Source organism: Trichocoleus desertorum AS-A10, from assembly GCF_039962155.1.
Taxonomy (GTDB): domain Bacteria; phylum Cyanobacteriota; class Cyanobacteriia; order FACHB-46; family FACHB-46; genus Trichocoleus.
The window spans coordinates 1-12593 of sequence record NZ_JAMPKN010000036.1; the positions used below are offsets into that span (position 1 = coordinate 1).

General features: G+C 52.6%; 9 protein-coding genes. 8 read left to right on the plus strand and 1 reads right to left on the minus strand.

Annotated elements, in window-relative coordinates:
• The first annotated feature begins 172 nt into the window (after nt 1-172).
• The 8 genes from NDA01_RS25255 (at nt 173) to NDA01_RS25290 (ending at nt 7150) form a co-directional block, all read left to right on the plus strand.
• Nucleotides 173-649: a MarR family winged helix-turn-helix transcriptional regulator gene (locus NDA01_RS25255; RefSeq protein ID WP_348230154.1), complete on the plus strand. Its 477-nt coding sequence runs from the start codon at nt 173-175 to the stop codon at nt 647-649.
• Nucleotides 650-671: 22 nt separating this feature from the next.
• Nucleotides 672-1400, plus strand: a complete 729-nt coding sequence (locus NDA01_RS25260; protein ID WP_348230155.1) for a nitroreductase — start codon at nt 672-674, stop codon at nt 1398-1400.
• A gap of 222 nt (nt 1401-1622) precedes the next feature.
• Nucleotides 1623-2369, plus strand: coding sequence for an NADPH-dependent F420 reductase (locus NDA01_RS25265; RefSeq protein WP_348230156.1), 747 nt, complete (start codon nt 1623-1625; stop codon nt 2367-2369).
• Between the two features lie 266 nt (nt 2370-2635).
• The gene (locus NDA01_RS25270; protein ID WP_348230157.1) at nt 2636-3565 is read left to right on the plus strand and encodes an NmrA family NAD(P)-binding protein; all 930 of its coding nucleotides are present in this window, start codon (nt 2636-2638) and stop codon (nt 3563-3565) included.
• 478 nt (nt 3566-4043) lie between these two features.
• Complete coding sequence (locus tag NDA01_RS25275) at nt 4044-4610, plus strand: tyrosine-type recombinase/integrase (RefSeq protein ID WP_348230158.1); 567 nt, start codon at nt 4044-4046, stop codon at nt 4608-4610.
• Between the two features lie 252 nt (nt 4611-4862).
• Complete coding sequence (locus tag NDA01_RS25280; protein ID WP_190442035.1) at nt 4863-5369, plus strand: GNAT family N-acetyltransferase; 507 nt, start codon at nt 4863-4865, stop codon at nt 5367-5369.
• Nucleotides 5370-5545: 176 nt separating this feature from the next.
• Nucleotides 5546-6205, plus strand: a complete 660-nt coding sequence (locus NDA01_RS25285; RefSeq protein WP_348230159.1) for a DUF924 family protein — start codon at nt 5546-5548, stop codon at nt 6203-6205.
• 180 nt (nt 6206-6385) lie between these two features.
• Nucleotides 6386-7150, plus strand: a complete 765-nt coding sequence (locus NDA01_RS25290; protein ID WP_348230173.1) for a class I SAM-dependent methyltransferase — start codon at nt 6386-6388, stop codon at nt 7148-7150.
• 971 nt (nt 7151-8121) lie between these two features.
• On the opposite strand, the gene NDA01_RS25295 is transcribed toward NDA01_RS25290, so the two are convergent.
• Nucleotides 8122-12474, minus strand: coding sequence for a DUF4347 domain-containing protein (locus NDA01_RS25295; RefSeq protein ID WP_348230160.1), 4353 nt, complete (start codon nt 12472-12474; stop codon nt 8122-8124).
• Nucleotides 12475-12593: the final 119 nt, after the last annotated feature.

Sequence of the window (12593 nt, forward strand, 5' to 3'; positions counted from 1 at the left end):
GCAACTAACCAATCCCCCTTAGCGATGCGTTCATGGCGGCCATGCCGTCTGCAACAGCCCTAGCGTTGTTTTTGGTCCGATTGCTACGGGAACGCCTAACCAAAAAAAATAAATTATATGTATTGAACTATTATGTAGTGCACTATATAATAGCTAGTGACTGGATTTTACAATGCCTAACAACTCGAACATCAACCAACGGCGACAGGTGGGGAGGCAACTTTCGTTTGCCCTCTATAGTGCCTCGAACCGGGTCATTCGGCTTCATCGGCCTTTTCTTGAGCCTTTGGGTCTGACCTATCCTCAGTTTCTGGTCATGCTCGCTCTCTATGAGGGCACCCCGCGCACTGTTGGGGAAGTAGGGCAAGAACTCGGTATGGATAACGGAACCTTGACGCCCCTCTTAAAACGCCTTGAGAGCGCGGGGTTGGTGACGCGCACCCGTGACCAACAGGACGAACGCCGCGTTCTTATCGATCTGACAGAAGCGGGCGAGGCGCTCCGCGAGGCAGCGTGCTCGATCCCTGAAAAGATCGAGACGGCCTGCCGTCTCTCCGATGAAGACCTTGCTGAGCTTCGCGACACCTTGAACGGGCTGGCAATACCCCGTTCAGCTAAGGCTCTCGACCACGAACCACCTTCCAACTGACACCATCTTTTAAGGTTTCACGATGTCACACGCAACACACCTTTCAAACGGTCTCATTGAATTCGAAAATGAACCATCACAAACGCTCTCTTTTGAAGAGACCGTTCGAGCGCGCCGCTCATTCCGCTCATTTTTACCAACACCCGTCCCTAACGCTCAAATAAAGCAAGTCTTGGAAGATGCACAATATTCTCCATCGAATTGCAACACGCAGCCGTGGAACACACACATCGTTTCGGGCGAAAAGATCAAAGAATTGGGCCGCATTCTAACCGAGCAAAACGAAGCGGAGAATTTCACGCCGGATTTTAGCTTCGATATGGAGTGCTTTTATGGCGCCTATAGTGAACGCCGAATTGAACACGGCAAAACCTTTTATGAGGCGATGGGTGTGGCGCGGGGCGACAAGATCGCGCGTCATAAAGCCGCTGCAAAAAATTACACCTTCTACGGTGCACCTCATGTCGCTCTGCTCTTCATGCCTTCCTTTGGAGATAATGTGCGCGTTGGCGGTGACATTGGAATGTATGGCCAGACGTTTTTGTTGTCTCTGACGGCGCGCGGTTTAGGAGGTATTCCGCAGACCGCCATTGGCTTTTTTGCACAGACCATCCGCGAATATTTGGGTATCTCTGATGAACTTAAGCTGATGTTTGCCATTGCGTTTGGCTATCCAGACTTCACAGCACCAGTCAACAGTGTTCGGATGGGGCGCGTTCCCGTCTCAGAGAGCGTGACCTTTCACCATTAAAAAATGTTCGGATGGGGATGATTGGTCATTTAACAGATGTAACCCACAGACCAGAATTAAAAGCCGCGCTGGCGCAGGCTGACGCCGGGCAGATTGGTGGCTACCGCGCGCCCGGCGGACGAGGCCGCACGCCCCTACCTCGAGAATCACTCGGGGTAAGACCGGTCCAAATGATGTACAGCAGTGGAATGAGACTCTTACCCAGTACAAGGAAATCGTTTTATGAAGATAGGCATTCTTGGCACGGGCCATATCGGCACGACGCTGGTGACAAAACTGAGCGCGGCCGGACATGACGTGAAGGTTGCCAATTCGCGCGGTCCCGAGACAATCGACGTCGACATCCTCAAGAACGGTGCTCGTGCGGTCACCTCCGCGGAGGCGGTCACACGGGTTGATGTGGTGATCATGTCCACGCCGCTTGGCGCCATCCCCCGGATCGCACCACTGTTCGCAGACGTGCCCGCCGAAACGGTGGTCATCGACACGTCCAACTATTATCCCAAGCGTGACGGCGAAATTGCGGCGATCGAAGGCGGGCAGGCCGAGAGCGAGTGGGTCGCTGGGCAGATCGGTCGCCCAATTGCCAAGGCGTGGAACGCGATCACGTCCGCATCCTTCGCCGACAAGGGCGCGCCTGCAGGGGCAGCGGGTCGTATTGCAATCCCCGTCGCCGCCGATGGCGACCGGGAGCGCGACGTGGCGATGACGCTGGTCAACGAAACTGGTCTCGACGCGGTCTATTCAGGCACGCTTGCCGAGTCCTGGCGCCAGCAGCCCGGCTCGCCCTGTTACTGCACAGACCTCAGCCGCGAGGAGATGCCTGCCGCGCTCGCCTCGGCGGAACGTGAGCGCTTGCCCAGGCGCCGCGAGCTTGCGATCGAGGCGATCATGGAGCGGGTGGGTGATGGCACTACCAACCCTGATTCTGACTATGCCGTGCGCCTGACCCGCGCGCTGTTCATGTGAAAGCGGTCATGGGCTGGAGAACAACTTCCCCGCCCATCACGCCGATCGTCCCGACCGACCACAACAGTGAGACGTGACATGGCTCGTCCCATGATCCTCGGCATGCACTTGGGTAACGGATACGGTGCGCTCTCGATTACGCGGGCACGACGCTGCGCGACCATCTCGGTGCACCCGCTCCATACGGGCTTGATCATCGCATCATGCGTTGAGCCGCGCTACGCCTCTTCCCGTTCGACATCCACACAAACAACTGGAGAGCAATCATGGCGACCGACAACAGCCCACTCATCTTCCTCATGGGCGTCACCGGCCAGACCGGCCGCTTTATTTTGGAAGATTTCGACCGAAACCCGAGCGACGCACGCGTCCGTATCGGGGTGCGCAAGCAGGAGGATCTGGAACGGTTGCGCAATGAAGGTCGCGACGCGGTGCTGTTCGACCTCGACGATCCGCGCACATTCGGGCCCGCGCTCTGCGGTGTCGATCGGCTCAATATCCTGACCGGCTACACGATCGCCATGACGCACCAGACCAAGACGCTGGTCGACGCCGCCATGAAGGCGGGGGTGAAGCACATCGTCAATCAGGGCGTCTTTGCCAACGCCGACTGCACCGACTCAAAATTCTCTTGGTTCGCGCTGGTCGAGTGCTACATCGAGGCTAGCGGCATACCCTGGACGCATCTGCACCCCAACATGTTCATGGATGGAATGTTGAACGTGTCGCCGCCGACGGGCGGTTCGTTCCCGGTGTTCTGGGAAGAGCAGCGGGTAGGCTACATCGCCGTTAAAGATATTGCAGCGGTCACCGCCAAGGTTTTGCGCGACGGACCCGAGCATCACGCCTCGAAGAACTATTATCTCAGCACCGAGACGATGACGGGGCCCGAAATCGCCAAAATGTTGAGCGAGGTTCTGGAACGCACGATCACCTGCGACGTGCGCCATCCAGCGGACATGGAAGCGTTGTTCAAAGCGGGCGGGTTGAAGGTCGAGGACTGGTACGCCAAGAGCTCGATCGAATTCTGCACACAACTGGCCGACGGGCGGCTGGGCTATTTCGGCACGGTGCGCGACGACATCCCATATCTGCTGGGTCGGCCCGGAACCAGTTTCCGTGCTTGGGCGACAGCACACCGGGCCCAACTGCTCGATCTGGTTGATCAGCGCGACGACGAAACTCCCACGGAATAAGCCGACGATTTTCGCAGCTTGTTGAAAATTAGCGATCGCTAGCTCATCAGTGATGTCGTCAGTTTCCCCAGCCTCTGTTTGATTGCTGTGACCTCACCCTCTTGGTGGAGAGGCGATCGCCAGCGGTTGCAACATCCTCACCCAGGTATTGCCCGATCGCTTAATAGATTAATTCTGTTTGGCTCAATCCTGTAGTTTCTGAAAAAGCCTTGAGTTTGCTCGCCCATAACTCAGGCACTCTAGCCTTAGCCAAATATTTTTGGGTCAGGATGTAAACGACGCTAACAGTACTAACGAATTAAGTAAAACTTATCGATTGACGACAGAGTCAGGGTTTCAGCGATTTTGAGGAGGAGGCGATCGATAAGCTGGGATTAACTGCCTCTTCTCGTTGGGATGTAACAACGGCGTATCAATGCTTTGTGCTTGTTACCTGAAGAAAGTGTAATTACTTCAGCTAAATGTTGAGGCGGCTGAAGTGAAGGTAGACGGTCACGGCCAAGCCAAAGTTTTAACTTCCCACGAGATTACAAAATTGTTTGAGGCGATGGAGAGCGATCGCGATCGTGCTCTATTTGGCATCTGCCTCTACACAGGGTGCCGCATCAGTGAAGCTTGCTCGATGCTCACCACAGATGCTTATGATGCAGCCGGGGTCAGAATGAAGATTACCTTGCGTAAGGCCAACACCAAAGGGAAGCAGGAGACGCGGCAGATTCCAGTCAATTCAGTTCTAAAAGGATGCTTGGAGACGTACCGGAGTGGGGCGGGCAAGCAGTATTTATTTTCCGGACGGCACGGGCGCGGGCACATCAATCCCAAGTCAGCGGATGAAATTCTCAGGGAGACGTGCGATCGCTTGGGGCTGATGGGAGTTAGTACGCACAGCTTTAGACGAACTGCTCTGACCCAAATGAGCAGTGCAGGGATACCGCTGCGGGTGATTCAGGAGATATCCGGGCATCGTAGTTTGCAGGCACTTCAACGGTATTTGGAGGTTTCTGAGCTGCAATTGGAAGGGGCGATCGCGGCTTTAAGTTTTTGAAGTATCGACGCTTAGTGAATCAGTAAATCTCTTAGACTGAATCTAATAAGTTTCGAAGTCGTGTCTCCATGCCAGCACCGTAGATTCCGTCTAATCCCATTTCTGGGATCTTAGGCAGAATAAAAGGCGAAACCAGAGCGAAGAAACGCTGAAGAATTCAGGCTAATTCTCAAAATTAGGGGTGTTATACGGAAAATTTTTCGGACTAATGTCCGACTTGGGAGACTAGCCCGAAGAAACTTGCAGGTCACCATGGAAGCCGAGGTCACGTTAATTCCGTTCTCCAGCACTGAGGTCACGCTACTAAGAGGTTGGCTAGTGGCTCCTCATGTCGCTGCCTGGTATGCTGACCCTGAAGACCATGTTGAGTGGGCAGCCAATCCGCCACCTGGCGGTGATCGGGCACTGATCGTAGTTGGAGGTCAGACAGTTGGCTACGTTCGATGGCAGACTGTGTCGCGTGAAATTTTGGATTCAGTGGGTCTTCACGAAATTCCTGCAGGATCGGTTGACGTAGATATTCTCATTGGTGAGCTGGAGTTTGTTGGTCGTGGGATCGGACCGAAAGCACTCCTGATATTGTTGTCGCAGCTTCGCCAGAGGCGAGATGTCCCGTTGGTTGGTCTAACTACAAGGGTGCAGAATCTGTCCGCACAGCGCGCCTTCACCAAAGTTGGCTTTCGCGTTCTGCGGGAATACAGCCCTCCTGGATATGGCCGTTGTTATCTTATGGTCTACAGTTTCAGTGAAGATGCCTGACACTGCGGTGGTGCGGACGGAACGGTGATTATTGGTGGGCTTTCGAGGTGATCTGCTGCCGCACAACTTCACTGTTAGACCGGTACATTTTCCACGAAGTACCCAATCAGGTGATTTAGACAGGCAAAACGATGCTTGATAATCGAGTTTTATGGCAGAGCTAAGGAGAGTTTACCTTGGCAACCGAAAAATACGAAGACGTGCTTCGCTTTTGGTTTCCAGTCCAGCCAAAGACCGATCAGCCAGCAATGGTTCGGCAGTGGGAATGGTGGTTTCGCGGCGGGGGGAACGCTGAAATAATCGAGCATTTTTCACCCCTGTTAGAACAAGCCATACGGGGTGAACTAGATGCTTGGTCTCGTCAACCCCAATCGCGGCTGGCGCTAATTCTCGTCCTTGACCAGTTCTCACGCTCCATCTATCAGGACACAGCACTAGCATTTGCGCAGGACTCGAAGGCTTGCATGCTGACGCTCGAAGGCATCAACGCCGGACACTACGCGTCTCTGAAAACCCCTTGGGAGAGGACTTTTTTCTTCCTACCGCTGGGGCATTCTGAGAACCTTACAAACTTAGAACTGGCCATTGAACTTGCAGACGAGCTTGTGCAGGAATCACCCCGGGAGTATCGCGCCTTACTAGAGTTCTCCGCAGCACAAGCCCGCCGACATCGAGATATACTGACTCGCTTCGGTCGTCATCCTCATCGCAATAAAGCTCTAGGACGCCAATCAACCCCGGAAGAACTGGAGTATCTGGCCAGTGGGCAGCTTGTCCATACGCGCTCAATGCCGTCCCACCTATCGCAATCTCTTTCTGAGACTCGAGCGAACTAAACCCTGTTTTTCATCTTTACGATCCCAGTTCAACAACGTCCATGCACACCAACCGTCGAGAGTGGATTGGTTATGACTCACAAATTATGTGCGGTATGTGATGAGCAACGTTAGACTGCGTGCCTGAGCTTGTTGGAGGTTGATATGACGCTTCCCTTCGCTGGGTTAAGTTTTCCCGAGATGTATGAGCAGGCGCTCGTGGGCCCTCTGTTTCGTCCTTGGGCTGAACGCCTCCTCGACGACGTAGAGCTTACCGCCGGAGACTGCGTTCTGGATGTGGCTTGTGGAACCGGCATCCTCGCGCGGCTAGCGAAGGAACGCTTGGGCGAGAGCGCCAGGGTAGCCGGTGTTGACTTAAATCCGGCAATGCTCGCAGTCGCACGTCAAGTGGCCCCAGGTGTCGATTGGCGCGAAGGCGATGTTGCTGCCCTACCACTGCACGACCGCGAGCAGTTTGACGTCGTCGTCTGTCAGCAAGGAATTCAATTCTTCTCGAACCAGACTGCTGCGGCACGGCAGATGCGAGGCGCACTGGCGGCGGGCGGCAGATTAGCCGTAAGTGCTTGGCGAGCGGACGAGGAACTCCCGCTGTTGCGGGAACTCCGTCATGTCGTGGAACGCTACCTCGGGCCTATCCTCGACCGCCGCCACAGTTTTGGAGAGACTGCCCCGCTTGAGACACTGCTCCGAGAAGTCGGCTTTCACGACGTTCGAGCAAAAACAGTCTCACGCACTATCCGTTTCAATGACGGGGCTGTGTGGGTGCACTTAAATGCGATCGCCCTGGTCGGCATGAGTGGTGCAGCCAAGACAATGGGCGAAGCGGAGCGCGAGCGAGTGATGGCGGCGATCGCTCGCGACAGCGTCGAAGTGGTGCGGCCATACACCGATGAAGCAGGGCTTGCCTTTGAGCTTAGGGCGAACGTGGCAACAGCCCGGGGTTGAGAGGTTGAATGAATCGCAGGTTCACAGATGATAGAGACAGGGTAGAGGACTTCGTGGGTTCATTCTTGGTTGTGTGCCCGGAATGCTCCCGCCAGGCCACAGTCATTCACCGAGGGTCGGGCGCAAACTCACAGGTCAGCCTCACTTGTGTGAAGTGTGGCCACTCTCAAGAGTGGAGGTGTGCCGGCTCCGGCGTTATGTACTCCTCCACTCTTGAGCAGTATGAGCCGGGGCAGGTGTGCATCGGGGCGGCTGTTGACTGGTACTTCCATCTCCCGCTCTGGTTGCAGCGACCGTGCCGCGGTGAAATACTGTGGGCATACAATGTTGAGCATCTGAATTTCATAGAGAGCTACGTGAGCGCGGGCCTGCGCCAGAGGAGTAGAGACGAAGAGTATGGCTGGAGCAATCAGAGCTTGGCGAGCAGGTTGCCGACGTGGATGAAGAGTGCCAAGAACCGAGCAGAGGTCATGAAGGGCTTGGCAAAGCTAAGGGAGAGACTCGTGTGACCCACCCTGCATCTAACAACGGCATACACCCGACGCTCCTCTCACGTCACCTGCCATGCGGGGCCAGAGCGCCCTTCCGCCTTCTATGCCCGCTACCGACTTCCCCTCCCTCATCCGCTGCGCTCTCAAAATTTAGTTTTAGCGGATAATGATACTGAGTTTCCACTAGGACTAAATTGGACACATTCTCTAGATGAGCCTAGGGGCATGAAAAGGCGCGAGCAAAATACAGCGATCCCACCTCTTGATTTCTCGGTTTTCGAGGAGGTGTTATATGTTTCTTACAAACATTGCCGAAAACGAACAATGGCGTGCTTTTTGTAATATGTTTCAAGCGCTTGAGTCCTCAAGCGATCCCACCTCAAACAATGCCGAATTTACTCATTTTCGGTAATGTTTGCTAAGATATTTTCGCTATGGCTCACAGCGATCGCCCTCTTCGTCCCTTCAACATTAAAGGTGTCAAACAAGCGGCTCGGAAGCAAAGAGAAAACTGTTACTGGTGAGGTCGCTGGCTTGCACGCCTACTATAATTGCTAGCTCTCTACCTAAGGCGTTCACAGAAGTATCTGCACCTTGCTGGCGAATACTTAGGCTGCTAATTCCCATCACTCCGGGCAGTCCAGTGATCGCAAGTACATCTATCCCTACCTGAAAGTCCGCAACGGTGCTGGCTGCTCTGGGTAGAAGCTGGTCTGCAATCCAAAAGCGATCGCTGCCTTCCCCACCATTCAGTAGCGCCCCACCCGCCCCACTGTACAAAATATCGTCACCATCCCCACCGTAAAACTGGTCATAAGCTGGAGCTAAGGTGCTTCGGCCTTCTGTCTGGCCAAACTGAACGAAGTGCTCAAACCCACTCAGGAACATTCCTGCTGAGACGGCAGCTGCGACATCAGGATTCTGAGCAAGGTAAGCATTTTCCTTGTATAGCTCACTCGGAGCACGGCCTTCCTTTTGGCCAAAGTGGATGAAGTGCTCAAACCCACTCAAGAATACTCCTGCTGAGACAGCAGAAGCGACATCCGAGTTTTGGGAGAGGTAGAAGCGTTTGTTAAAAAGTAAGTTATCGTCTCGACCTTCCTTTTGGCCAAAATGGATGAAGTGTTCAAAGCCGCTCCGAAACACTCCACCTGCAACCGCAGCGGCAACATCTAGATTTTGGGAGAGGTAGAGGCTATTGCTAAATGCTGCACTCGGATCACGTCCTTCAAATTGACCAAACTGAGTGAAGTGCTCGAAGCCGCTGCGAAACACTCCGCCTGCAACCGCAGCAGCAACATCCGAGTTTTGAGCGAGATAGAAGCTTTCGTTGTACAAAGCGCTGGGGTTGCGTCCCTCAAACTGGCCAAACTGAGTGAAGTGGTCAAGCCCACTCTGAAAGACTCCTTCTGCAACCGCAGCGGCAACATCAGGATTGTGGAAAAGGTAGTAACCCTCATCCAATATTTGAGAGTGAGTGTTGTTGGAGTTCGTTAGTTCAATTTGAGGAGGATGGGTGTTGCTTAGAAAACGAACTCGATCAGCGGAGGTGAAGACACTGAGAAGATTATCCTCACCAATGAGCGTATCGTCTCCAGCATCTCCTTCTAAGCGATCGCTACCCCCGCGCCCTCTAAGTTCATCATTGCCTGCTAGGCCTAGTATGTGGTCAGCTTGATTCGTCCCACTGAGGCGATCGCCCGCAGTGGTTCCCCAGATCGTGTTTACCTCATTCAGATCCAATACTGAAAGCTCAACGCCATTGATACCATTGTCAGCAGAAATGTAAAGCTTGCCGTTTTCAAAACCGAGAATGACTGGGTCATAGTAATCACTTACACCAGAGTTTAAAACTGTAACTAACTCTGGTGTGTTCGCCTGAGGGTTAATGCGCCACAAGTTAAGGCTACCGCTGATAGTGTGACCAGTGAAGTACAGCGCACCATTGACGTTCATCAGCTTCAATCCAGAAGAAGAAATGTCCGGTGGGATTTGAGTGCTGAAGACTGGGTTGCCTGTGGTTGAGTCAATCTTCCACAATTCAGAACCAACGTTAGTAAAAACGCGGAAGTAGAGTGTGCCGTTGATATTCGTCAAATTGTCAGGATTGACCCAGCCACTCGTTTGTGTGAATTCGTTAACTAGAATCAAATTACCTGTCGAGGGGTCAACCTTCCACTGCTCATAACCATCAAGAGTGCGAACACTGAAGTAGAGCGTGTTGTTGATATTCGTCAAATTTGAATGTCGGTCATTGCTCGATACGGCATTAGTAACTTGCACAGCGGTACCTGTAGCAGCATCAACTTTCCAGAGTTCAGCGCCCCGACCGTCATTGAAGGCACTAAAGTAGAGCGTACCGTTGACATTGGTTAAATTATCAGGATTAGAACTCTCCCCACCTAGGGCGATATCAATGACTAGCACCGGCTTGCCTGTAGCAGGGTTAACCTTCCACAGTTCCCTACCATTTTCGTTAGCGTAAGCACTGAAGTACAGCGTACCACCAACATCCGTAAGGTATTCTGGATGTGAACCGACACTCCCCAGTTCGAGTTCAAGTTGGACGGGATTGCCTGTAGCTGGGTCCACCTTCCACAGTTCTCTACCATCAGCAGTGAAAGCACTGAAGTAGAGCGTGCTGTTGACACTGATTAAGTTGTAAGGATCAGAAGAATGAACTTCCGGAGCAATATCAGCAACCAGCACAGGATTACCTGTGGCTGGATCTACCTTCCATAGTTCTCTACCATAGCTGGCAGTCTCAGCACTGAAGTAGAGCGTGCCGTTGACATTCGTTAAGCTCCTAGGATTGGAAGAACCAACCTCTGGTTCAATATCAGCAACTAGGACTGGGTTGCCTGTAGCTGGGTTAATTCTCCACAGTTCCCTACCATAGCTGTTGGTCTCGGCACTGAAGTAGATCGCGCCGTTGACATTGACTAAATTGTCAGGAGAGGAACTGGAATCGTGAGTATTAATATTTACGGAAGATAGACTCCCGGTGGCTAGGTCAATCTTCCATAATTCTCTGCCACTACTGCTAGTGTAAGCACTCAGGTAGAGCGTTCCATTGATATTTGTTAAATTACCGGGATCCGACCAGCCAATACCTGGTTGGATCTCAAGCTGCGCTAGAGTGCCCGTAGCGGAGTCAAATTTCCACAGTTCGCGACCACTACTACTATTAAAGGCGCTGAAGTAGAGCGTACCGTTGATGTTTGTTAGAGCGGTCGGGTAGGCACTGCTGCTGCCCAATGAAATATCGCTGAGTTGGACTGGATTGTCTGTAGTGGGGTCAAGCTTCCACAGCTCATAACCACTACTAATGCTGAAAGCGCTGAAGTAGAGCGTACCGTTGACGTTCGCTAGACTGTTCGCAGAAAAGCCGCTGCCCAATGAAATATCGCTGACCTGGACTGGATTGCCTGTGGCTGGGTCAATCTTCCATAGTTTAGAACCATTACTGAAGTAGAGCGTACCATCAACATCCGTCAAGTTTTCGGGATTGTAAACGCCATTGCTTGGCCCAATATCGAGTTTTACTGGGTTGCCCGTGCTAGGGTCGATCTTCCATAGTTCTCTACCACTGTTAGCAGCCAAGACACTAAAGTAAAGCGTACCGTTGACATTTGTGAGGTTTTTTGGAAAGGAGCTGCCGCTGCCTAATACGATATCGCTGACTTGGACTGGGTTGCCTGTAGCTGGGTCGATCCTCCACAGTTCATAACCATTGTCGATAGTGGCGGCACTGAAGTAGAGCGTGCCGTTCACATTCGTCAAATTCTCAGGGTGTGCCCATCCACGGCCTGGTTGAATTTCAAGTTGCACCGGCTTGCCCGTGCTGGGGTCAATCTTCCACAGTTCGTAACCGTTGTCAGTAGTTAGGGCACTAAAGTAGAGCGTGCCGTTCATGTTCACTAGATACTTTGGGTGGGAACCGCCATTGCCTGGTTCAATGTCAAGCAGCACTGGGTTGCCTGTGGTGGGGTCGATCTTCCACAGTTCAGCGCTGCCATTATGGATAGTATTTGCACTGAAATAGAGCGTGCCATTCACATTCACTAAACTCTGAGGATCGGAACCACCACTGCCTGGTACGATATCAGCGGCGACTATAGGGAGCCCTGTAGTCGGATCAAGCTTCCACAGTTCCCTGCCATCAACAAACTGGGCAACAAAATACAACGTGCCATTGACATCGGTAAAATCAGCGGGATCAGAGCCAAATGTGTCTGTGTTGATGTTGTACTGAACTAGGTCATAGCTTAAAGTCGCAGCATACTGCTCAAGCACTGTAGGTTCAAATGCTAAATCAGCGACCCTCGGTGCTGTCATAGCGCCCAAGTCCCAGTTCCCGCCCTGAGCCGCACTACCCGTTATCACTGCTGAAGCAACTACATTCGCACCCGTTAGGTGATGTAGCCGATTGATCAAGTCCCAGCCTCTATGTCCCTGAGCTACTTTACATCCATAAATCAGTAACTCTGCTGTCTCTGTCAGCGCCTTTGCCCAAGCTTGAATTTGTCCAGAATAGTAACTCAGCGTTTCCCAGCTCAGCTCAGTAGCACCTAACTGTATCCGTCCAGATGCTCCATGAGACACGATATGTACAGCCGTTAAATCAGAGCACTGGGACAAGGTCTCACTGATTTGCTCAATTCCATCTCGTGCTGCATCCAGCACAACGACCTCAACAGGCGATCGCACTTCAGCCACCAAGTCCAGGTAATCTGTCACTGCCGAGTCAATAAAGACAATCTCACGGGTCACCCTAGTTGGAGTACTGAGGTAGTGAGAAGTAAATTGAGACTGGTGCAAAGTAGGAGACATAAGTGATTCTCACACTGATAAAAAGAGAATTAGCAGTTCTCAAAGACGAGTTTTCTGACCAAAGCTGTCTCCTACCCTTGACCTGACCACGGTTAGGCAGTCTCGGGTTTTCAAAGAGA

Excerpts from the sequence above, each read along its gene's own strand:
- NDA01_RS25255 (WP_348230154.1), top strand. The coding sequence starts at position 173 with ATGCCTAACAACTCGAACATCAACCAACGGCGACAGGTGGGGAGGCAA.
- NDA01_RS25260 (WP_348230155.1), top strand. The coding sequence starts at position 672 with ATGTCACACGCAACACACCTTTCAAACGGTCTCATTGAATTCGAAAAT.
- NDA01_RS25265 (WP_348230156.1), top strand. The coding sequence starts at position 1,623 with ATGAAGATAGGCATTCTTGGCACGGGCCATATCGGCACGACGCTGGTG.
- NDA01_RS25270 (WP_348230157.1), top strand. The coding sequence starts at position 2,636 with ATGGCGACCGACAACAGCCCACTCATCTTCCTCATGGGCGTCACCGGC.
- NDA01_RS25280 (WP_190442035.1), top strand. The coding sequence starts at position 4,863 with ATGGAAGCCGAGGTCACGTTAATTCCGTTCTCCAGCACTGAGGTCACG.
- NDA01_RS25290 (WP_348230173.1), top strand. The coding sequence starts at position 6,386 with ATGTATGAGCAGGCGCTCGTGGGCCCTCTGTTTCGTCCTTGGGCTGAA.
- NDA01_RS25295 (WP_348230160.1), bottom strand. The coding sequence starts at position 12,474 with ATGTCTCCTACTTTGCACCAGTCTCAATTTACTTCTCACTACCTCAGT.